At 65.3% G+C, this 20,614-nt stretch carries 17 protein-coding genes; 7 read left to right on the plus strand and 10 right to left on the minus strand.

The genetic code is table 11. The annotated features are described in order from the left end of the window. Window positions 1–10: 10 nt before the first annotated feature. Entirely contained in the window at window positions 11–925 is a 915-nt protein-coding gene (locus QX048_RS16380) for a dioxygenase (protein WP_315826413.1), read from the minus strand. Window positions 926–1,074: 149 nt separating this feature from the next. Between QX048_RS16380 and QX048_RS16385 the strand changes: the two genes are divergently transcribed. Both QX048_RS16385 and QX048_RS16390 read left to right on the plus strand, forming a co-directional pair. Continuing rightward, window positions 1,075–2,349: a serine hydrolase domain-containing protein gene (locus tag QX048_RS16385; RefSeq protein WP_315826414.1), complete on the plus strand. Its 1,275-nt coding sequence runs from the start codon at window positions 1,075–1,077 to the stop codon at window positions 2,347–2,349. A gap of 242 nt (window positions 2,350–2,591) precedes the next feature. Continuing rightward, complete coding sequence (locus QX048_RS16390; protein WP_315826415.1) at window positions 2,592–4,109, plus strand: sensor histidine kinase; 1,518 nt, start codon at window positions 2,592–2,594, stop codon at window positions 4,107–4,109. 6 nt (window positions 4,110–4,115) lie between these two features. On the opposite strand, the gene QX048_RS16395 is transcribed toward QX048_RS16390, so the two are convergent. Together QX048_RS16395 and QX048_RS16400 are read right to left on the minus strand one after the other, a co-directional pair. Next, window positions 4,116–4,850 carry a cytochrome c biogenesis CcdA family protein gene (locus QX048_RS16395; protein ID WP_315715723.1) on the minus strand — a complete coding sequence of 245 codons (735 nt, stop codon included), beginning with the start codon at window positions 4,848–4,850 and terminating at the stop codon, window positions 4,116–4,118. A gap of 304 nt (window positions 4,851–5,154) precedes the next feature. After that, the gene (locus QX048_RS16400; RefSeq protein ID WP_315826488.1) at window positions 5,155–5,400 is read right to left on the minus strand and encodes a hypothetical protein; all 246 of its coding nucleotides are present in this window, start codon (window positions 5,398–5,400) and stop codon (window positions 5,155–5,157) included. Window positions 5,401–5,915: 515 nt separating this feature from the next. On the opposite strand from QX048_RS16400, the gene QX048_RS16405 reads away from it, so the two are divergent. From QX048_RS16405 to QX048_RS16415, 3 genes are all read left to right on the plus strand, one after another. After that, window positions 5,916–7,136 (plus strand): LysR family transcriptional regulator, encoded by a 1,221-nt coding sequence (locus QX048_RS16405; protein WP_315715722.1) that lies wholly within the window; start codon window positions 5,916–5,918, stop codon window positions 7,134–7,136. 7 nt (window positions 7,137–7,143) lie between these two features. Then, the gene (locus QX048_RS16410; protein WP_015668220.1) at window positions 7,144–7,539 is read left to right on the plus strand and encodes a helix-turn-helix domain-containing protein; all 396 of its coding nucleotides are present in this window, start codon (window positions 7,144–7,146) and stop codon (window positions 7,537–7,539) included. A gap of 439 nt (window positions 7,540–7,978) precedes the next feature. Further along, window positions 7,979–8,800 (plus strand): enoyl-CoA hydratase, encoded by an 822-nt coding sequence (locus tag QX048_RS16415; protein ID WP_315826416.1) that lies wholly within the window; start codon window positions 7,979–7,981, stop codon window positions 8,798–8,800. Here QX048_RS16415 and QX048_RS16420 read toward each other — a convergent pair. From QX048_RS16420 to QX048_RS16430, 3 genes are all read right to left on the minus strand, one after another. Further along, complete coding sequence (locus tag QX048_RS16420) at window positions 8,797–9,876, minus strand: isocitrate/isopropylmalate dehydrogenase family protein (protein ID WP_315715719.1); 1,080 nt, start codon at window positions 9,874–9,876, stop codon at window positions 8,797–8,799. The genes QX048_RS16415 and QX048_RS16420 overlap by 4 nt on opposite strands. Window positions 9,877–10,040: 164 nt before the next feature. Then, complete coding sequence (locus QX048_RS16425) at window positions 10,041–11,108, minus strand: alcohol dehydrogenase (RefSeq protein WP_315715718.1); 1,068 nt, start codon at window positions 11,106–11,108, stop codon at window positions 10,041–10,043. 231 nt (window positions 11,109–11,339) lie between these two features. Continuing rightward, window positions 11,340–12,407 carry a CaiB/BaiF CoA transferase family protein gene (locus QX048_RS16430; RefSeq protein ID WP_409999233.1) on the minus strand — a complete coding sequence of 356 codons (1,068 nt, stop codon included), beginning with the start codon at window positions 12,405–12,407 and terminating at the stop codon, window positions 11,340–11,342. A 339-nt stretch (window positions 12,408–12,746) separates the two neighbouring features. Here QX048_RS16430 and glgA point away from each other — a divergent pair, with 339 nt between their 5' ends. Further along, window positions 12,747–14,162, plus strand: a complete 1,416-nt coding sequence (gene glgA / locus QX048_RS16435; RefSeq protein WP_315826417.1) for a glycogen synthase GlgA — start codon at window positions 12,747–12,749, stop codon at window positions 14,160–14,162. 156 nt (window positions 14,163–14,318) lie between these two features. Here the strand turns inward: glgA and QX048_RS16440 are convergent, their stop codons facing one another. From QX048_RS16440 to QX048_RS16450, 3 genes are all read right to left on the minus strand, one after another. Then, on the minus strand, window positions 14,319–16,442 hold the full coding sequence (locus tag QX048_RS16440; protein WP_315826418.1) for a HAMP domain-containing methyl-accepting chemotaxis protein: 2,124 nt from the start codon (window positions 16,440–16,442) through the stop codon (window positions 14,319–14,321). A 239-nt stretch (window positions 16,443–16,681) separates the two neighbouring features. After that, complete coding sequence (locus QX048_RS16445; protein ID WP_315826419.1) at window positions 16,682–17,836, minus strand: patatin-like phospholipase family protein; 1,155 nt, start codon at window positions 17,834–17,836, stop codon at window positions 16,682–16,684. A 132-nt stretch (window positions 17,837–17,968) separates the two neighbouring features. Further along, the gene (locus tag QX048_RS16450) at window positions 17,969–18,790 is read right to left on the minus strand and encodes a 3-hydroxybutyrate dehydrogenase (RefSeq protein ID WP_315754193.1); all 822 of its coding nucleotides are present in this window, start codon (window positions 18,788–18,790) and stop codon (window positions 17,969–17,971) included. A gap of 183 nt (window positions 18,791–18,973) precedes the next feature. Between QX048_RS16450 and QX048_RS16455 the strand changes: the two genes are divergently transcribed. Beyond that, entirely contained in the window at window positions 18,974–19,870 is an 897-nt protein-coding gene (locus QX048_RS16455) for a LysR family transcriptional regulator (RefSeq protein WP_315826420.1), read from the plus strand. Here QX048_RS16455 and QX048_RS16460 read toward each other — a convergent pair. Further along, entirely contained in the window at window positions 19,858–20,577 is a 720-nt protein-coding gene (locus tag QX048_RS16460) for a peroxiredoxin-like family protein (RefSeq protein ID WP_315715712.1), read from the minus strand. The genes QX048_RS16455 and QX048_RS16460 overlap by 13 nt on opposite strands. Between the last annotated feature and the right edge of the window lie 37 nt (window positions 20,578–20,614).

Genomic DNA, 20,614 nt, shown 5'->3' on the forward strand with positions numbered 1-20,614 from the left:
CAGCCGCGGATCAGGCGGGTTCAGGCGCGATCGCGCCAAGCGGCCTCGGCGCCACGCCCGCTCCCGGCTTCATGCGGAAATCATAGGTCATCAAGTGCCATGGCCCGATGGCCAGCTTGCCGTCCGGCATCACCGCGTCGCTGCGCCGCTCGACCTGGGCGATGAGCTCGTCCTTGACGCCAAAGACGACGTCGCTGTCGAGATATTCGTCGCCGCCGACGAAGACATGGGTGATGAGCGGCTCGTAGCCCTTGGCGTCCACCAGGAAATGCACATGGGCCGGGCGCATCGGATGACGCTTGGTCTCGAGGATCATCCGTCCCACCGGTCCGTCGGTCGGGATCGGATAGCTGCAGGGCAGGATGGTGCGGAAGAAAAAGCGGCCATCAGCATCGGTGATGAAGCGCGCCCGCGACGACGGACCATCGCTTTCATAGGACGGCCGCTGCGAATCGTAGAAGCCCTCGTCGTCGGCATGCCAGACATCGACCGCGGCGCCTGCCAGCGGGGCACCCGCCAGATCGGTCACCCGTCCCTGGACGAACATCTTCTCGCCCTTGAGATCCGCCGAGATGTCGGTGCCGTGGGGCGTCACCTTGTGCTCGCCGACGTAGAACGGGCCGAGTACGGTCGTCTCCGTCGCCCCTGCCCGGTCGCGATGATTGATGGCGTCGACCAGCATCGACACGCCGAGCACGTCGGACAGCAGGATGAACTCCTGCCGGCTTGCGGTGCAGGTCTGTCCGGTGCGGGTGAGAAAGTCGATGGCGGCGGCCCATTCGTCGAAAGTGAGCTCCGTCCGGCGCACATAATCGTGCAGCGACTTCACCAATTCCTGCAGCAGGAATTTCGCGCGCGGATCGGGTGTCCGTTCGAAGCTCGCGACGACGGCCTCCGTGAGCTCGCCTTCATTGAATTGTGTCATTGCCAATTCCTCCCGGCGCAAAGGGTACACGACGCATGCCTGGCCTGCCATTGGACGCGGCGCGATTTTCGGCTATCACCCGGAACAAACGGGATGCGCGGCCGATCCTCGCGCAGGCCGCCAGAAACCGATTATAGCGGAGACGCCCGATGCTCGCCCCGACACCCGCCTCGCCCGAAACCGTCGGCATGTCGAAAGCCGCGCTCGATCGCATCGATGCCCATCTGCGGCAGCGCTATGTCGAGGCCGGCCGCTTTCCCGGGACGCAGTTGATGGTCTATCGCCGCGGCAAGATCGTGCATGCGAGCTCGCTCGGCTATGCCGACGTCGAGCGCAAGGTCCCGGTCAGGGACGACACGATCTACCGCATCTATTCGATGACCAAGCCGATCACCTCGGTCGCCTTCATGATGCTGGTCGAGGAAGGCAAGGTCGCGCTCGACGAGCCGGTCGCGAAATACATTCCGGAGTGGAAGAATCTCGGCGTGTTCGTCGCCGGCACCGCGCCGGCCTTTGTCAGCCGGCCGCCGTCGCGGCCGATGCTGATCGTCGACCTGCTGCGCCACACCTCCGGCCTGACCTACGGCTTCCAGCAGCGATCGAACGTCGATGCCGCCTATCGCGACGCCAAGATCGGCGCAGTCGAAAAGGCGGGAACGCTGCAGTCGATGATCGATGATCTCTCGCGTATTCCGCTCGAATTCTCGCCGGGCGAGGCCTGGAACTACTCGGTCTCAACCGACGTGGTCGGCTATCTCGTCGGCAAGATCGCCGACCAGCCGTTCGAGCAAGTCCTGAAGCAGCGCATCTTCGATCCGCTCGGCATGAGCGACACCGATTTCCACGTGCCCGCGGCGAAGGCGCACCGGCTGGCGGCGTGCTACTCGGCCGATGCCGGCGGCGCCTTGTCGTTCCACGCCGCCGATCGCAAGGGCGGCCTGACCTTGCAGGACGACCCGGCGACCAGTTCGTTCCTGAACCCGCCCGACTTCATCTCCGGCGGCGGCGGCCTGTGCTCGACCACGGCCGACTATCTGACGTTCTGCCGCGCATTGCTCAATGGCGGCGAGCTCGGCGGCGTCAGGCTGCTCGGACCGAAGACGCTGAAGCTGATGACCTCGAACCATCTGCCGGGCGGCGTCGACCTGCCGGCGCTGTCGCGCTCGATGTTCGCGGAAGCAGCCTATAACGGCATCGGCTTCGGTCTCGGCTTCTCGGTGACGATGGATCCGGCCAAGACGTTGATTCCCGGCAGCGCCGGCGAATATGCCTGGGGCGGTGCGGCCTCCACGGCGTTCTGGATCGACCCGGCCGAGGAGCTGATCACGATCTTCATGACCCAGGTCTTGCCGTCGAGCGCCTACCCGATCCGCCGCGAGCTGCGCACGATGGTGTACGCGGCGATCACCGAAAGCAACGTCTAGGAGCGGCGTCGTGGCGGTAAAGCCGCTCAGGGAACCGGCGATCCCCGCGCGTTGCGCTTGGCGTGCACGTGGTGCTCTCCTATGCTGACAGTCATGTGAACGGCTGCAACCGCCGAACCCTTGCGGAGGCAGCCGCTCCAGCCTGATATGCGCTCGCCGCACAAATTCGCCTCCGCCCGACGCGTCTCCCGCCTGCGTCAGTCCCAACGGCGATCGGCAGCGCCAGCTCAAACGGGGCATCCGTGCCAAAACTCTCCCTGCCGATCCGGCTTGCTCTTCTGGTCGCAGGGACCACATTGCCGCTCATCCTGTTCGCAGGCGGAATCGTCTTGCACAGCTACATGCAGGATCGCAGCGACGCCCGTCAGCGCGTGCTGGAGACGGTGCGCAGCATCCGGCTGACGCTCGATGCCGAAATGCAGCGCATGACTGGCGGCGTCCAGGTCCTGGCGCTGACCGATGCTCTGACCACCGGCGATTTCGAACGCTTCCGGCCGATCGCGATGGGCTTCCTCGAGCAGTACGGCAAGAACGGCACGATCGTGGTCGCCGACCGCAACGGACGCCAGCTGTTCTCGTCGGCGACGACGGATACGGCTCACCTGCCGACGCGCAACAACCGCGAGATCACCCGCCGCGTGTTCGAGACCCGGCAGCCGCAATATTCCGACCTGTTCTACGGCGTCGTGAAGAAGAGCCTGATCGTCACCGTCGAGGTGCCCGTCTTTCGCGACGGCGAGGTCGTCTATGACATCTCGTTCAGCCCGCCGATCGAGATGTTCCAGACCATCCTGGAAAAGCAGCGGCCGAATCCGGACTGGACCTTGTCGCTGCTCGACCGCCAGGCGACCGTCTTCGCACGCGTGCCAAATCCGGCGGAGACGATAGGCAAGCAGGCCTCGCCCTCGGTGTTTGATCGCATGCGCAGCGAGCAGGAGGCGACGCTGTCGAGCGTATCGCTCGAGGGCGTGCCGCTGCTGTCGAGCTTCACCCATTCCACCCTCACCGGATGGACCATCGGCGCCGGCATCGCCGAGGATTCGCTGGTTGCGCCGTTGTGGCGCAACCTCGCCGTCACCAGCCTGCTCGGCGGCATCATGCTGGCGATCGGTCTGGCCTTCGCGGTGCGGATGGCGACGACGATCGCGCGCGCCGAGATGCTGCACGACCTGCTGATCGAGGAGCTCAATCACCGGGTCAAGAACACGCTGGCGATCCTGCAGGCGATCGCGGTGCAGACCTTCCGCAGCGCCAGCCGCCATGAGCGTGAGAAGTTCGAGGGCCGGCTCGGCGCGCTCGCCGAGGCGCATAATCTGCTCAGCAAGGAGAAATGGCAGGGTTCTGAGCTGCAGGACGTGATCGAGCGCGTGCTCAAGCCCTACCGCCTCAACACGCCCGACCGCATCAGGATCTCCGGCCCGAAGGTGGCGCTGTCGCCGCGGCTCGCCGTCGTGCTGTCGATGATCGTGCATGAGATCGCAACCAACGCCGCCAAATATGGTGCGTTCTCCAACGACACCGGCAAGGTCGATCTGTCCTGGGAGCTGGCGAGCGCGGCCGACGCGGCGAAGAAGCTGCCGGCACGGCTGCGGCTGGTGTGGCAGGAAACCGGCGGCCCGGTGGTCTCGGCGCCGATCCAGCGCGGCTTCGGCTCCCGCCTAATCGAGCGCAGCGCGCGCGATCAGCTCGGCGGCGAGGCCACGGTCGACTTCCTGCCGCTGGGCGTGGTCTATACCATCACCTGCAAGCTCGACGATTGAGCCGCGTCAGCCGAACCTCTGCAGCGCCGGGAACGTCTCGAGCAGCCAGATGCTGAAGGTCGAGACCGCGCCAGTGAGAAAGCCGATGCCGGTGGCGATCATCAGCACGCCCATCGCGCGCTCGATGTTCACGAGATGGCCACGCATGCGGATGAACAGCGCCGAGAACTGTTCGATCATGAACGCCGCGACCAGGAACGGAATGCCGAGGCCGGCGGAATAGACGGCAAGAAGCCCGGCCCCCTTGGCGACCGTCGTCTCCGCGGCTGCGATCGAGAGGATCGCCGCCAGGATCGGCCCGATGCACGGCGTCCAGCCGAAGGCGAAGGCGAGCCCCATGACATAGGCGCCCCACAGGCCGACCGGCTTGGGGATCGGCAGCCGCCCTTCGCGCATCAGGAACGAGATCCGCGTCAGGCCGAGGAAGTGCAGGCCCATCACGATGATGACGACGCCGGCGAGGATGGACAACTGCTCCGACCAGGCCCGGATCAGGCCGCCGATCAGCGAGGCGCTCGCCCCCAGCATCACGAACACGGTGGAGAAGCCCAGCACGAACAGTGCGGCCGAGATCATCACGGCGCGACGCGACGCGGCCGGAGGCTCGTCGCTCTCGATGTGCTCGATCGTGGCGCCGGTGAGATAGATCAAATACGGAGGAACCAGCGGTAGCACGCAGGGCGAAAGAAAACTGACCAAGCCAGCAATGAACGCGGCCGGAATCGATACGTTCTGGATCATGCGAGTCCCGCGATACGCCCCTCCAGGCGCAAGCCGGGGCACGACGCTTCTTGCCGCCGATGCGGGGAATACGCAACAGACGTGCCGAAGTTACGGCGGTCAACGATGATCACGGCCTGCGGGCTTTCGCCAGGATAGAGCCCGACGTCCCCGGATCGGGGCCTCATTGGCGAAGTCCCCCGCCCCGATAGGGAGTGTCGCCTCGCTTTAACCGGCTCGTCTGCGAGCCGGCGCGCGCCTCACCGTGGGATCACGACATATCACAAATGCGCCAGATGCACCCTTGTGCACACATCGAACTGTGCTATTTCACCACTCGAAGCAACGGTGGCCGGCGCTGACCCGGCTGCAGCTTCGCATCGCGCAGCTTGTCGGGATTGTCGGCTTGAACCATCTCATCGCAGAGCGATTTCAGATCGTCCTCGGTCAGACGGTTCAGCTTCATGCGCAGGTCGAGGATGGCAACCGAGACCAAATGCGCCGATTCGCGATTGCCCGTCGCCGCGAGCATGGCGCGGCACTGCTCGAGGGACGCAAGCACTGCAAGCATTTGTTCGTCTGAATTGGCCACAGGCGTCGTTTCCGTTCTAGTAGCGTGCGACGAGATGGAGCCGAGCAACTCCCGACTCGCGGATGGCTTCCAAATACGTCATGTCGTTGCTCCCCTGCGCTTTGCCGATGCGGCTCAGCCGAGCCATGCACCCACCCCCTGGGACGGCACGACGGCGTCCTGGCATGACGCAGGGTGAAGAAACATCACCGCTCCCCGGCATTCGATGAATTAGCGCCACGATCCGTTCATCACGATAGCATGACAACGGCCCATCTTCGAATACCATTTCATTGCGGTCGAGGCAAAAACCGTCGATCTTAGGTTCGACTCGCGTTAAGCGTGTCCCTGTCCTACATGATGTGTCAGACCGCGCATCTGCTGGCGGTAAGACCATGCTGCAGAGAACTGAAGGTGGCAGACTCATCGACCCTCGATCGCTCAACCAAATCATGGCACGAACGTGCCCTGCCCGTAATTTATCGGAATCACTCTAGCAGGCGGAGAGAGCTTGTATGCGCGTTGCGGCGGAACGGGGCGTTCCTCAGAAGGAACGCCGGGAACTAGCCGAGACCCCTGCGACGCTGGCACCAGGGGAGCACGGCGGCTCGTCTGCTGGGGCAGGATCGAGCATTGAACTGAGCCGAGAGAGTGGCGGCGCCAAGGGCGCAACGGCGAGCAAGCCGGCAAGAACTGCGACGGGCCGGGCCGCCCCGGCCAAGTCGACCGTGAGCAAATCGGCGCAGGCAAGCCTCACCGACTGGGATGCAGCGCGGATATTCCTCGAGGTTGTCAGGGCCGGCAGCTTTCGCTCCGCGGCCGAGCGGCTGACGCTCTCGATCAATGCCGTACGGCGACGCATCGATGATTTCGAGCGGCAGATCGGCGCGACGCTGTTCACGCGCGATGTCCACGGCGCTCGGCTGACCGACGAAGGCGCGCTGGTGGTCTCCGCCGTCGAGCACATGGAGGCCGCGTCATTCGAGCTGCTGCGCGCGGGCGATGGTCTCGCCGGCGCTGCGTCGGGCGAGGTCCGGGTCGCGGTGACCGAGGGGCTCGGCACGTTCTGGCTGGCGCCCCGGCTGGTCGAATTTCAGCAGAGCTTTCCCAACGTCATGGTCGATCTCTATTGCGCGATGCGCTCGGCCGACGTGTCGCGTCACGAGGCCGACGTCGCCATCCACCTCTCCCGGCCGGCGGCGCTCGACGTCAAGCTGGTCCGGCTCGGCCGCATGCACCTGATGTGCTTTGCGAGCGAGAAATATTTGGAGATATTTGGCATCCCAAAGACGATTGACGATCTCGTCAAACACCGCTTGGTTCTGCAGGTGGCGGACGAAGCCGCCGCCAATGCCGCCTTCGCCACCATCTTCCCCGGTTTCGAGCAGCGGGACCTGATCGCGATGACCACCAATGTCTCGAGCGCCAATTACTGGGCCGTGGCGCACGGCGCCGGCATCGGAGTCTTCCCAACCTATGCGAGTGCCCTGGGCGGGAAGATCATACCACTGGAGGTTGACCTCAAGTGGTCCTACGACATCTGGCTGTCTTATCATGCCACCACCGGACGCATCCCTAGGGTGCGTCACATGATCGACTGGCTGGTCGAGGCTTTTAACCCTGGCAAATACCCGTGGTTTAAAGACGAATTCATTCATCCACAGCAACTTAAAACAGTATATATGGGTGAACCCCTGACCCATCTATTCGGGGGCTTTCCGATGGAAGGACGGTAAAATCAGTATGAACAAATCAGCGGCAAAGAAAATGAAGCAGCGCAGTGCGGGCAAGCCCGACATCGAGCTCGGCAAGCGGATTCGCCTGCGGCGTGTAGAGCAGAAGATCTCGCAGGCCGAGCTCGGCGAGAAGCTCGGCGTGAGCTTCCAGCAGGTCCAGAAGTACGAGAAGGGCGTCAACCGGGTCGGCGCTGCGCGTCTGCAGCAGATCGCCACCGCGCTCGACGTGCCTGTGACGTTCTTCTACGACGGCGACAGCAAGGCGCGCGAGGTCGAGAGCCTCCTGTTCCTGGACTCAGCCTTCAGCCTGCGGTTGCTGCGCGCCTACAGCAAGATCAAGGACCAGACCGTGCAACGTCAGCTGGTATCCTTGATGGAATCGATCGCAGCGAACGAAGAATAGGCAAGGCTGTCTGATCCGTCAGACAGGTCTGCCCGTGATGGATATGGGCCATCTTCGCTCGAGGGCGCAACTTGGGGGCGCCAGGCGCTCTGCCAGCTCGGGCGAGTTCACTGCCTCGGCTCAAGGCCGAGCGATCGGCGCGGCCGACACACCGGCCCTTCTCGTCCGCACAGCGATCGCTGCGCGGTCTGAGGCTTCGTCGCTTTTATAATCTCGTGCTCTCTGCCGTCATAGGAAGTGGCGGCATGCCGGCGTTTCGGTCCTGTCCGGCCGACGCTGATCATGAACGCTGCGCGTCCTCTCCTGGGCCACCCGTGCACAGGTCGAGAGCTCGGCCCGAACGTCCCTTTGCCTGCCCATCATGTCCTGAACTTACATTGACGCCGTCACCGGCGCGGTGAACGATGCCGGCCGCCTGCCCTCCTGCGGACGGACCCACATGCCGACCATCTCCGAGCTCCCCACCACCTTCGCCGGGGACAAGATCCTCATGACCAGAGCGGGCGATGGCGTCGGCATCATCACCTTCAACAACCCGGACAAGCGCAATGCGATGTCGCTGGAGATGTGGGAGGGGCTCGGCCAGGCACTGGTCGCGCTGCGCGACGATGACGCGATCCGGGTCGTGGTGCTGACCGGCGCCGGCGGCAAGGCCTTCGTGTCCGGCGCCGACATCAGCCAGTTCGAGCAGAGCCGCCACAATGCCGCGGCCTCGGAGGCCTATGCCGAGCGAAGCGCCGCCCAGCGGGCGCTGCTCGCCGGCTACCCGAAGCCGACGATCGCCTGCGTCAGCGGCTTCTGCCTCGGCGGCGGCCTGCAGATCGCGATGCTGACCGACATGCGCTTCGCCGCCGCGGACAGCCAGTTCGGCATCCCCGCCGCCAGGCTCGGCATCGCCTATGGCTATGACGGCCTGCGCAACCTGGTGTCACTGGTCGGCCCGTCGCAGGCGCGGCTGCTGCTCTATACGGGCCTGCGGATCGATGCCGCGGAGGCGCTGCGGATCGGCCTCGTCGACCGGATGATGAGCAACGACGAACTGCTGCCGGCCACGCTGGAGATCGCCCGCACCATTGCCGTCAATGCGCCGCTGGCGGTCAAGGCCGCCAAGATCACCATCGCCGAAGTGCTGAAGGACGAAAGCCGCCGCGACATGGAAGCCATCAAGCGGATCGGCGACGTCTGCATGGATTCGGAGGATTTCCGCGAGGGCCGCCGCGCCTTCATGGAGAAGCGCAAGCCAGCCTTCAAGGGACGTTAGAGCGCCTCCAGCACCGCCCTGGTCACGTCGATCGTGCCGGCATTGCCACCGAACTCGAATGGCTTGAGGCCGGATGCGTAGACCTGGTCGACGGCCTGCTCGATCCGCTGGGCCGCCTCGGCTGCGCCCTCGATGCCATGGGTGTCCGCCAGCCAGTCCAGCATCATCGCGGCCGACAGGATCATCGCGGTCGGGTTGGCCTTGCCCTGCCCCATGATGTCGGGCGCGGTGCCGTGGCAGGGCTGGAACACGGCGTGGCGATCGCCGATGTCGGCCGACGGCGCCATGCCCATGCCGCCGACGAGACCGGCGGCGAGATCGGACAGGATGTCGCCGAACATGTTCTCGGTGACCAGAACGTCGAAATCCCACGGGCGCTTCACCAGCATGAGCGCGCAAGCATCGATGTAGAGGCGGTCCGTCTTCACGTCCGGATGAAGTTGAGCGACCTCGTCGAAGATCTTACGGAAGTAGGCGAAGGCCTTGAAGACGTTGGCCTTGTCGACGCAGGCTAAAGTCCCCGAGCGGCCGCGCGCGCGGCGCCGGGCGGCGAGCTTGAAGGAGAAGTTGAACAGCCGCTCGGATGTCTTGCGGGTGATGACGAGGGTCTCGCGCGCCTCCTCATGTGTCACGACACCTTTGCCCATCGAAGCGAACAGGCCTTCGGTGGACTCGCGGATCACGACGAAGTCGATGCCGCGCTCGGCGGCGCCGACGATCGGACTCGGCACGCCCGGGATCAGCCGCGCCGGCCGCACGCCGGCATAAAGGTCGAAATGGAAGCGCAGCTCGATCTGCGGCGCGATCTCGGTGTTGTCGGGATAGCGCACCGACGGCAGCCCGCAGGCGCCGAGCAGGATCGCGTCCGCCTCTTCGCACAGCCGGATCGTGGAGTCGGCGATCGAGACGCCGGTCGCGAGATAGTTGTTCGCACCGGCCTGGGCCTCGGTGAACCGGAACGACAGGCCGGCCTTGGCCTCGACCTTGCGCAGCACTTCAAGTGCCGGCGCCATGACCTCCGGCCCGATGCCGTCGCCGGGGAGGACTGCGATGTGGAGTGCGTTGGTGGAGGGCATGCTTTTTTCTTCGTCACACGAGGGATTTAGCGCCGTCATTGCGAGCGAAGCAACTTGTCCGCCTTAGCCCGAAGGGCGACGGCGGAAGCAATCCAGGGCCCAGGTTGAGACTCTGGATTGCTTCGTCGCTTCGCTCCTCGCAATGACGATGGAGAGGGTGTGTCCTACGGCGTCAGCACGGCGCGGCCGACCAGCTGACCCTTCTGCAGCTCACGCAGAGCATCGTTGGCCTTGGCGAGCGGCATCGGCGTCACCGGGATCGGCGCGATGTGCTTGGCACGGACGAGGTCGAGCAGCTCCTTTGTCTCGCGGAGATTGCCGACATAGCTGCCCTGGATCGTCACCGCCTTGATCGGAATGAGCGGCAGCGCCCACGGCGCGCCGCCGCCGAACAGGCCGACGATGACCAGCTTGCCGCCCTTGGTGAGGCAGTCGAAGCCCAGCTGCGCGGTGGCGGCATTGCCGACCAGGTCGATGACGGCCCGGATCGGCTCGCCTGCGGCCTTGTTCAGTTGCTCCAGCGCATCCGGCGCCTTGCCGTCGACCGCCGCCAGCGCGCCGGCCGCCAGCGCCGCCTCGCGCTTGCGCGCGTCGATATCGACCACGATCGCACCCTTGCCGCCCATTGCCTTCAACAGCGACAGCGCCATCAGCCCGAGGCCGCCGGCGCCGAAGATCACGATCGGCGTGTCGAAATCCTTCTCGACCTTCTTGAGCGCGCTGTAGGTCGTGACACCGGAGCAGGCGTAAGGCGCGGTCGTCACCGGATCGAGCCCCTTGAGATCGATCAGGTGGCGCGGATGCGGCACCGTCATGTGGTCGGCATAGCCGCCGTCGCAATAGACGCCGAGCGAGGCCGGCTTCAGGCACATGTTCTCGTCGCCGGCGAGACAGGTCGCGCACTTGCCGCAGCCGATCCAGGGATAGACCAGCACGACGTCGCCGACCTTCAGCCCGCCCTTCTCCGCCTCGGTGACCTCCGGCCCGAACGCCACGATCTCGCCGGCGCTCTCATGGCCCATGGTCCGCGGCAGCGACACGCCCCGATCCTTGAGGGACAGCGGCTTGCGGCCGTGCCCGAGATCATAGCCGCCTTCCCAGATGTGCAGATCGCTGTGGCAGACGCCGGCCGCCTTCACCTTGATCAGCACCTGTTTGCCGAATGGTTGCGGTGTCGGCTCGTCGACCTCGGTCAGCGGCGCATTGAAATCGGTGACCTTGAAGCTCTTCATGGTTTCACTCCCGTAGTCCGGTGCGGGCGCGACCGGACGGCGCATCGACGGGACGAGCGGCGAGGCTGCGCGCGGCAACGTCGCCTTGGACCTCCTCCCCGGCATGAGCGCGTCCGGCTGGTCCGGACTGTTCTTGCGATATCGCGACATTGGCTGGAAACGCGAGGAGCGGCAAGGCTGCGCGCAGCGCCTGCGGTCATGGCAGCCCTGCAGCGTTTTGCCTCAGCGAGCTCAAGGTTTTGCAGCGTCGCCTACGCCAGCTCCACGCAGGACTTCCACTGTGTGCTCTCCGAGGCTTGCGGCCCGCAGGCCGGCCGCAACCTTCGCTTCCGACATCCGAAACGGCAGGTTGACAACCTTGAAGCTGCCGGCTGCATCCTCCACATCGGCCAGCGCGCCGCGATGCGCGATCTGCGGATCAGCCAGCGCATCGGCCACGCTGCGGTAGGCCGAACTTGGCACGCCGCCCGCATTCAATGCCTCCAGGCATTGGGCGACGTCGAGCCGGCGCGACCAGGCTTCCACGCCATCCATCAGCGCCCCCCAGTTTGCCCGCCGGTCGGAATATTTTGCGAATCTGGGATCATCGACCCAGTCCGGATGGCCGATCACGGTCATCAGGTTCTGGAACGTCTTCTCGCTGGCGATGGCGATCATCACATAGCCGTCGCGACACTCCGCCGGGCCGAAGGTCGGCCGCGACGGCTGCGTGACGGGAAATTGCGACCATTGGATCTCGTTCAGCGTCAGGCTCAGCATCGATTCCAGCATCGAGCAGTCGATGTGCTGGCCGCGCCCGTTGCGTTCGCGCTGATACAGAGCGGAGGCGATGGCGCCGAACGCGTAGGTCCCGGTGACGACGTCGGCATGATAGATGCCGCAATAATCGGGTCGGCTGCGCCCCGGCTGGTAGGCGAGATGCGCCATGTCGTAGCCCGAAGCCGCATGGATCACCGGGGCGTAGGCCGGGAGTTCCGCCGATGGGCCGGTCTGGCCGTAGCCCGAGATCGAGCAGTAGATCAGCCGCGGATTCAGCGCGCTCAAGGCCGCATAGTCGAGCCCGAGCCGCTGCATCACTCCAGGGCGGAAGTTCTCAACCAGGATATCGGCCGATGCGACCAGCCGACGCACCGCGGCGACACCGTCGCGCGACTTGAGGTCGAGCACGACGCTCTTCTTGCCGACGTTGAGCTGACCGAAAGCGGTAGAGCAGCCATGACGCATCGGAGGCCGGGTGCGCATGGTTTCACCTTCGACTGACTCGATCTTGATCACCTCCGCTCCCATATCGGCAAGCATGCGGGCACAGTGCGGGCCGGCGATGGTGGTCGAGAAGTCGAGGACGCGCAGTCCCTCGAAACATCCTGTCAAACGGCTCTCATCGTTTCCCACTAGACTCACCCTGGCAGCTCCCTGGTTTGAACTCTTCTCGCTCGGCACCGAGGCCGAAGGTCCGCTTTGCCGTCGCGGATTCACAAAGCGTAAGCCATCGATCGTTGTGCAGGTCGTTTCTAGATCGAACCATTCGATGTCGAAAGCGTTTGGCGTTCCGCCGCGGTGCGGCAGCGCCTTTCTTCATGACTGAATTTGGACCTTTTCTTGCATAGGACGAACATGGGGCTTGATCGAGGACATCTCTTGCGGGTTCTGTTCGTTACGACCGAAATGGACGATTTCGTCCGGGTGGGCGGACTGGCTGCCGTTTCGGCGGCACTTCCCCGGGCGCTGCGCTCACACACCGATGTCAGGATCATGCTGCCCGGCTACCGGGACGTGATCGAGCAACTCACTCACATCGAGATCGTCGGCCACTGCGCGCCCCTGGCAGAGATGCCGGGCTGCGCCCTGGGGCGGTCGTCGACCCGCGACGGCCTGCCGGTCTACGTCCTGCTCTGCGACGAGCTCTACGACCGGCCGGGCAACCCCTATGGCGACGAAAGCGGGCAGGACTGGGCGGACAACGACATCCGCTTCGGCCGTCTCGCCGCCGCCGCCGCCGAGCTGGCGGCGGGCACGCTGGACAAGAACTGGGCAGCCGATCTGGTCCACGCCAATGATTGGCAGGCCGCATTGGTGCCGGCCTATCTGGCGTGGCGCGGGGTCGACGTACCGTCGATCCTGACCATCCACAACCTCGCCTATCAGGGCCTGTTCCCGCGCGAGTCGCTGCGCCGGATCGGCGCGCCCGAATCCTCGTTCCACATCGACGGTCTGGAGTTCTACGACAAACTGTCCTTTCTCAAGGGCGGTCTGGTCTATGCGTCGCATCTGACCACGGTCAGCTCGACCTATGCCCAGGAGATCACGACGCCCGAGCTCGGCTGCGGGCTGGAGGGCCTGCTCCGGCAGCGCTCCAATGCCGATGAGCTGACCGGCATTCTCAACGGCATCGACGAGAGCTGGGATCCCCGTTACTGCCAGCAGCTGGCGCAGCCCTTCGCCGCGGGCGACTGGAAGGGCAAGAAGGCCAACGCCGACTACGTCCGCAAGCAGTTCGGCCTCGCCGTGTCGCGCGGTCCGATGTTCGGCATCGTCGCGCGCCTCGTTCATCAGAAGGGCATCGACCTGGTGCTGGAAGCCGCCGATGAGATCGTCGGCGCCGGCGGCCAGATCGTGGTCACCGGCACCGGCGAGCCCGCCATCGAGCGCGCGCTGATGGAGGCCCACCGCCGCCGGCCGGACGCGATCGGGGTCGCCATCGGCTTCAACGATGCACAGGCGCGGCGCATCTTCGCCGGCAGCGACTTCACCCTGATGCCGTCGCGCTTCGAGCCATGCGGCCTGAGCCAGATGTATGCCCAGCGCTTCGGCTCGCTGCCGATCGGCCACCAGACCGGCGGCCTCGCCGAGACCATCACCGATGGCGAGACCGGATTCCTGTTCGAGAAGCCGTCGGCGGAATCCTTCCTCGGCGGGGTGAAGCGCGCGTTTTCGGCGTTCACCAGCACCGAACGGCTGAACGAGATGCGGCTGTCGGCGATGGCACGCTCATTCAGCTGGAACCTGTCGGCCGCCTGCTACAACGCGCTGTACCGGAAGATGCTGGCGTCGTAGCCCGCTCCCGTAGCCCGGATGAGCGAAGCGACATCCGGGTTTATCTCATCCTGTCGAACAGGCCCCGGATATCGCTTCGCTCATCCGGGCTACGGTCAACAACAAAAGCCCGGACGTCGTCCGGGCTTTTTCTTGGGCGCTTGAAAGGCTGGCTTCTTACGCTGCGCGGACCGCTTCCAGGAAGCTGCCGACCTCCCGCTTGAGGCGGTTGGAATCTCCAGCCAGCGACTTGGCCGACGACAGCACCTCGGCGGAGGCCGAGCCGGTCTGCGAGGCGCCGCGCTGCACGTCCGTGATGTTGGACGAGACCTGCTGGGTGCCGTGGGCGGCCTGCTGCACGTTGCGCGAGATTTCCTGCGTTGCCGCGCCCTGCTCTTCGACCGCCGCCGCAATGGCTGCTCCGATCTCGGCAAGCCGCTCGATCGTCGAGCTGATCGCCTGGATCGAATTCACCGATTCCTGCGTCGCGGCCTGCACGCCCGAGATCTGCTGTGAGATCTCCTCGGTCGCCTTCGCCGTCTGTTCCGCGAGCGCCTTCACCTCGGTCGCAACCACCGCGAAGCCGCGACCGGCGTCGCCGGCGCGCGCCGCCTCGATGGTGGCGTTGAGTGCGAGGAGATTGGTCTGTCCGGCAATGCTGTTGATGAGCTCGACGACGTCGCCGATGCGGGCCGCGGCCTGCGACAACTCGGCGACGCGCCCATTGGTCTGGCGCACCTGCTGCACGGCGTCGCCGGCCATGCGGGCCGACGCCTGGACCTGACGGCTGATCTCGATCACCGACGAGGAGAGCTCCTCGGTGGCGGAGGCGACCGACTGAACGTTGGCGGACGCTTCCTCCGACGCAGCCGCCACCACCGTGCTGAGCTCCTGCGAGCGGCTAGCGGTGTTTGTCAGCATATCCGCCGACGTTTCGAGGCCCGAGGCCGCCGACGACACGGTGTTGACGATGTCGGCGATCGTCGACTCGAAGTTGCGGGTCAGCGCATCCAGCCGCTGGGCCCGATCGATCTGCGCCTGCGCGTCGCGCTGCGCGGCCTCGTCCGAGACCTTCTTGGCGATCAGCGCGTCCTTGAAGATCTTCAGGGCGCGCGCCATCGCGCCGATCTCGTCCTTGCGGGACTCGTTCGGAATGTCGGCGCTCAGCTCGCCATTGGCGAGGCGCAGGGTCACGCCGGTCAGCCCGACCAGCGGGCCGATGACGCCGCGGACGACGCCGATGACCACGGCGACCGACACGATCGCCACCAGCAGCAGAACGCCGAGCGCGATGAACAGCCGCAGCCGCGCCGCGCCGATCGCCTGATCGATGGCCTGATGCGCGGACTTCAGCGCCGCATCGCGCAGCACGATGACGTTGTTCAGCATCGGCGTGGTCCAGCGGCCCCACTCCTCAGCCGTGACCGGCGACGGCTGTCCGTCGCGCCCCGCCGTGACGATCTGACGGTAGCGCTGTTCACCAGCACCCATCAGGGTCGTGCGCACGTGCTCTAGCGCGGCGGACACCTCCGGCGTATTGCGAACGCTGCGCGCCGCGAGCTCGATCTGCTGCCACAGCAGGGTCACCTGTCCGCTCTGCTCGGTCACCTCGGCAAGACGCGCCGGGGTCCAGCTGACGTTCTGGATGAAGAAGCGCAGCACGGCGGAGCGCGCGCCGTTGATCGTGCGCATCGATTGCGACAGCTGCGCAAGCTGGGCCGAAGGCAACAGGTTCTCGACCTCGCCGCCGGCCCCCGACAGCTCGATCGCGGTCTCGTCGATGGCGGCATTCAGGGACTCGGCCGCCCGACCGAGGCCATCCGTGGTCGTCGCCTGGATGTTCGCCGGACGTTGCGCGGCCGGAAGCGGTACAGCGTTGCGCGCCGCCGAACGGACGCCACGCAGTGTCGTCGCTGCGGCATCGATGTTGGTGGTCGGCAGGCCCGCAACTTGCGCGGCGGCCTTGGCCCGTGCGAGCGCCTCGTCCGTCGTGGCGATGGCCTTGTCGAGCTTGGCGACATCATCCGCCGACGCGGACCCGGCCGCCGCGAGCAGATTCCACTGGCCGCGCTCGAGCGGGATCTGCGCATTGACCTTCAGTGCCAGCTCGAAGGCGTCCAGAACCTGCTCCGCCCGCTCGCGCTTGCGCAAGTCGCCCCACCCGCTCCATGCGAGCGCAAAGGCGAAGGCCATCGCGAAGAAGCCGGTCAGCAGATTGCCGGCAAGAATTTTCCATTTGAGACTGACCGCACCGGTCTCCGGCTTGATCGTCTCATTCTGCAGCACCGAGCGCTCGGACATCGGCCGTTCCCAATCAAATATCGCTGCCCGGCCGGTCACGCTCGCGTCGGCCGATACGCGCTGGCGCAGCGGCCTCCGGCGACGTCCCCGCGCGGTCGGCAAACACGAATCGCGGCGATGCTGCCGCGCCATAATGATTAAGAACGAATGGCGACTAATCCCTTAAACTCAGCTGATCCGAGCGGTATCGGAATGCCGCGATACCGCGCCAATCGGATCGACTCGGCCCATCGGGCCCTCTACTCCGCAGCCGCTGCAAGCGTCACCGAGGGATCGTGCAACACCACGCCGGAGAGCGGATCGTGCTCGCCCGACCAGGGCCTGCGCTGCAGGACCGATCGCGTGTGCTGATAGCCCGCAGTCCAGCGCGCGATGATGCCTCGCTCGGTGAAATCGATATCCTTGGTATGGCTCTCGCGAGCGAGTTGCGGGGCCAGCAGCCGGACGACATGCATCCGCGTCTGGCAACCGTGACTGACAAGATCGCGGATCGCCGGATCATTGCGGGCCGACTCCGGCAAATGAACCGCAAGCTGATTGATGATATGCCGCAGCCGATGCGTCTGCTGCTGGCGCGCGATATGGCTCGAGATCCGGCTCGAATATTGCGCGTCCTTGTGGCGGTTGAACACCTCCGCCATGGTCGTCGGCTCGGCTCCCTCGGGATTCCACAGATGCACGGCGAAGATCAGCGAGTCCTTTCGCGGATTGTCGTCGAACACGACCTCGGTCGGCGTGTTCGACAGGATGCCGCCGTCCCAATACAGTTCGCCATCGATGCGAACTGCCGGAAACGCGGGAGGCAGCGCGCCCGATGCCAGGATGTGGCGGACATCCAGCACCTCGTCGCGACTGTCGAAATAGCGCATCCGGCTCGTCCTGACATGCGCCGCCCCGACCGTGAGGCGTAGACCGCCATTGTTGAGACGATCGAAGTCGACGAGCTCCTGCAGCGTTTCGCGCAGCGGAGCGGTCGAGTAATAGCCGGCCTGCTCGGCACCGAGCGGATAGGACTCCCCGGCATGCGCCAGGGCGTTGGGACGGAAGAAGCCCGGAATCCCATGCGTCACGGTCGTCCAATAGGACAGCCGCTCGTTGAAATCCGGAAAGGCCGTGCGCACTGTCCAGGCTGGCCGCCGGTGCATCCGCTTCCAGAACTCCCGCAGCCGCGTCATGCGCTCCTGCACCGGGCTGCCGGCGATGAGAGCGGCATTGATGGCGCCAATCGATGTCCCGATCACCCAGTCCGGCTCCAGACCAGCCTCGTGCAGCGCCTGATAGACGCCGGCCTGGTATGAACCGAGCGCACCACCGCCCTGCAGGACGAGAACCACCTGCCCGGGCAGCCTGCTGCGATCGATCATCGCGCACATCGTGTCGTCGACGTCGGCCATGTCTCCCTCCTCATGTCTCCCTCCTCATGTCTCCCTCCTCATGTCTCCCTCCTCATGTCTCCCTCCTCATGTCTCCCTCCTGATGCATTGTCCTGTTCGCAGTTTTCCCGTCGCTGTTACATCGCCCAACCGTCAATGTGCGGTCCAACCACCATCGACCGGCAGGGCAACACCGGTGATCGATGCGGCGGCATCGCTGGCGAGAAAGACGGCGAGCGCACCGATCTCCTCCACCGTTGCAAAGCGCTTGTTCGGCTGTTGCGCCAGCAGGACATCGCGGATGACCTGATCGCGGGAGATGCCGTGCGCCCTGGCCTGTCCGTCGATCTGCGCCTCGACCAGCGGCGTGTAGACGTAGCCTGGACAGATCGCATTGCAGGTGATGCCGATCTCGGCCGCCTCCAGCGCCGCGACCTTGGTCAAGCCGATGATGCCATGCTTGGCAGCGACATAGGCCGATTTGAACGGCGACGCGACGAGGCCATGCGCCGAGGCGATGTTGATGATGCGACCGAAGCTATTCCGCCGCATCGACGGCAGTGCCAACCGCATCGTGTGGAACGCCGACGAGAGATTGACCGCAACGATGGCGTCCCACTTTTCGACGGGAAACTGCTCGAGCGGCGCGACGTGTTGAATGCCGGCGTTGTTGACCAGGATGTCGATACGGCCAAATTCCTGCAGGGTACCGGCCATCATGCGCGCGATCGCTTCCGGCTGCGTCATGTCGGCCGCAGCATAGCCGGTGCGAACACCGAACTCCGCAGCGATCTGCGACCTGATGCGGCCGATCTCCTCGGGAGCTCCGAAGCCGTTCAGCATCACGTGCGCCCCGGCACCGGCAAGTGCCTGCGCAATCCCCAGACCGATGCCGCTGGTCGAGCCGGTGATCACCGCCACCCTGCCGGACAACGGAGGTAATGTGGATCGGGCTTTCAGTGAATCTACAGCCATGGCGTCGCCTTCGTCCGAGCAGTTGAGCCCCGTGCCTGCACAAATTGCCGGGCCGCCATGACCAATGGAAATGCCGTTTGGCTCGCCACACGATAGGTGCTCGCTATCGCAATCGCTGGTGCCAAGCCCCGCTTGGTAGGATATTGCACCCGGGACGTCAGCCCGATCGAACGGAGCACCTCGATGGAAATGCATCAGGTTCGGTATTTTCTTGCCGTTGCCCGGCTGCTGCACTTCACGCGCGCGGCCGAGGAATGCAACGTGACGCAGCCGTCGCTGACGCGTGCGATCAAGCAGCTCGAAGCCGAGCTCGGTGGCGACTTGTTCCGGCGTGAGCGGCCGGCCGCGCAACTCACCGAGCTCGGCCAGCGCATGCATCCACTGCTGAAACAATGCTACGAGGCTGCCGTTGGCGCGCGAACCCTCGCCTCGTCCTTCAAGAGCGGAGAGCTCGGCACGCTCCGGATCGCGCTCGCCGACTCGGTCGACCTTGCGCTGCTGATCCCGCTGCTCGATCAGCTGCAGCGCCAGTTCAACCAGCTCGAGCTCAGGTTTCTACGCGGCAGCAGCCGCATGATCGCAGAGCATCTGAAGAGCGGCGAAGCGGAGCTCGGCATCGCCTCGGAGATCGACGAGACCTGGGATCGGCTGGATGTCTGGCCTCTCTTCACGGAGGACTTCGCGCTCGCCGTGAGCAGCCGGCACCGGCTGGCCGGGCAGGATCCGATCGCGATCGATGATCTGGGCGGTGACGCGTTGCTGTGCCGCAACTATTGCGAACATGCGGACAGGTTGCGCACGCTGCTCCGCGAACGCGGCGTCGACCTCGGACGAACTCATGATGTCCACTCCGAACGCGACCTGATCGCGCTGATGGAAGCCGGGGTCGGCATCGGTGTGGTGCCGCAAACGACCGCGCTGCCGGAGACCCTGCATCGGGCCACCGTCGACGGACTCGACGTGCGGCGCACCGTTCATCTCTACGGCGTTGCTGGCCGTGAACGCACGGCGGTTGCCTCGACCGTGATGCGCATGCTGCGCGGCAGGAACTGGCAGGAATGGCTCGCTCAGCTGTCCTGAGCCGCGGCCTGGCGAAGCGCTTCGACCAGATCGTCGATCTCCATCCGCTTGCGGAAATCGGGATCGACGAAGCGCGCCTTTACGAGACCGTCACGCCCGACCACGAAGGCAGCCGGAATGGGCAACACCCAGCCGTCATTGCCGTGGAAGCTCGCCAGGTCCTGGTGCGCCAGTAGTTGCTGGATCTCACGACCAAGCCAGATCGCGAGGTTGAGCGACAAGGCATAGCCGTTGTCGAGATCCGTCAACACAGGGAAGGTGGCGCCGGCGTCCGATTTGAACTGCTGCGTGAACGCCTGCAGCTCCGGCATGATCGCGACGATCGCGCCGCCCGCGGCGTCGATGCGCTCCTGCGCCTTGATCACCGCGCGAACGTTGAGCCGGCAATAGGGGCACCAATGGCCGCGGAAGAACATCACGGCGACCGGCCCCCGGACGAGGCAGGATTGCAGGCTCACCAGCCGGCCAGCCTCATCGGGCAGGACGAATGGCGGCATCGTCTCACCGGGCCGCGGCGCAGTCTCGCCGCCGCCGTTGTCTCCGAGCCGCGCCACCAGGCGGTCGACGGCGGACGCGTAGGCCGGAAAGATCTCGCGACCCGCAGCGGCATAGGCCTCGAGCTGCTGACGCAGGGTGCCCTGCATCTCCCTGCATTGCAGGAAGGCCTGTCTGAGCCGCTCGGCATCCGCGGGTGAAAGCACTGTCATGAGCAGCTCCGGCAGGTTCAGGACCCCAACCATGATA

It is taken from the genome of Bradyrhizobium sp. SZCCHNS30572 (genome assembly GCF_032484415.1).
Taxonomy (GTDB): domain Bacteria; phylum Pseudomonadota; class Alphaproteobacteria; order Rhizobiales; family Xanthobacteraceae; genus Bradyrhizobium.

What these genes read in the sequence shown, in the direction of transcription:
- QX048_RS16405 (WP_315715722.1), top strand. Translation starts at nt 5,916, where the DNA reads ATGCGCGTTGCGGCGGAACGGGGCGTTCCTCAGAAGGAACGCCGGGAA.
- QX048_RS16445 (WP_315826419.1), bottom strand. Translation starts at nt 17,836, where the DNA reads ATGGCCGACGTCGACGACACGATGTGCGCGATGATCGATCGCAGCAGG.
- QX048_RS16420 (WP_315715719.1), bottom strand. Translation starts at nt 9,876, where the DNA reads ATGCCCTCCACCAACGCACTCCACATCGCAGTCCTCCCCGGCGACGGC.
- QX048_RS16400 (WP_315826488.1), bottom strand. Translation starts at nt 5,400, where the DNA reads ATGCTTGCAGTGCTTGCGTCCCTCGAGCAGTGCCGCGCCATGCTCGCG.
- QX048_RS16385 (WP_315826414.1), top strand. Translation starts at nt 1,075, where the DNA reads ATGCTCGCCCCGACACCCGCCTCGCCCGAAACCGTCGGCATGTCGAAA.
- QX048_RS16395 (WP_315715723.1), bottom strand. Translation starts at nt 4,850, where the DNA reads ATGATCCAGAACGTATCGATTCCGGCCGCGTTCATTGCTGGCTTGGTC.
- QX048_RS16430 (WP_409999233.1), bottom strand. Translation starts at nt 12,407, where the DNA reads ATGCTTGCCGATATGGGAGCGGAGGTGATCAAGATCGAGTCAGTCGAA.
- QX048_RS16450 (WP_315754193.1), bottom strand. Translation starts at nt 18,790, where the DNA reads ATGGCTGTAGATTCACTGAAAGCCCGATCCACATTACCTCCGTTGTCC.
- QX048_RS16455 (WP_315826420.1), top strand. Translation starts at nt 18,974, where the DNA reads ATGGAAATGCATCAGGTTCGGTATTTTCTTGCCGTTGCCCGGCTGCTG.
- QX048_RS16425 (WP_315715718.1), bottom strand. Translation starts at nt 11,108, where the DNA reads ATGAAGAGCTTCAAGGTCACCGATTTCAATGCGCCGCTGACCGAGGTC.
- QX048_RS16440 (WP_315826418.1), bottom strand. Translation starts at nt 16,442, where the DNA reads ATGTCCGAGCGCTCGGTGCTGCAGAATGAGACGATCAAGCCGGAGACC.
- QX048_RS16460 (WP_315715712.1), bottom strand. Translation starts at nt 20,577, where the DNA reads ATGACAGTGCTTTCACCCGCGGATGCCGAGCGGCTCAGACAGGCCTTC.
- QX048_RS16380 (WP_315826413.1), bottom strand. Translation starts at nt 925, where the DNA reads ATGACACAATTCAATGAAGGCGAGCTCACGGAGGCCGTCGTCGCGAGC.
- QX048_RS16415 (WP_315826416.1), top strand. Translation starts at nt 7,979, where the DNA reads ATGCCGACCATCTCCGAGCTCCCCACCACCTTCGCCGGGGACAAGATC.
- QX048_RS16410 (WP_015668220.1), top strand. Translation starts at nt 7,144, where the DNA reads ATGAACAAATCAGCGGCAAAGAAAATGAAGCAGCGCAGTGCGGGCAAG.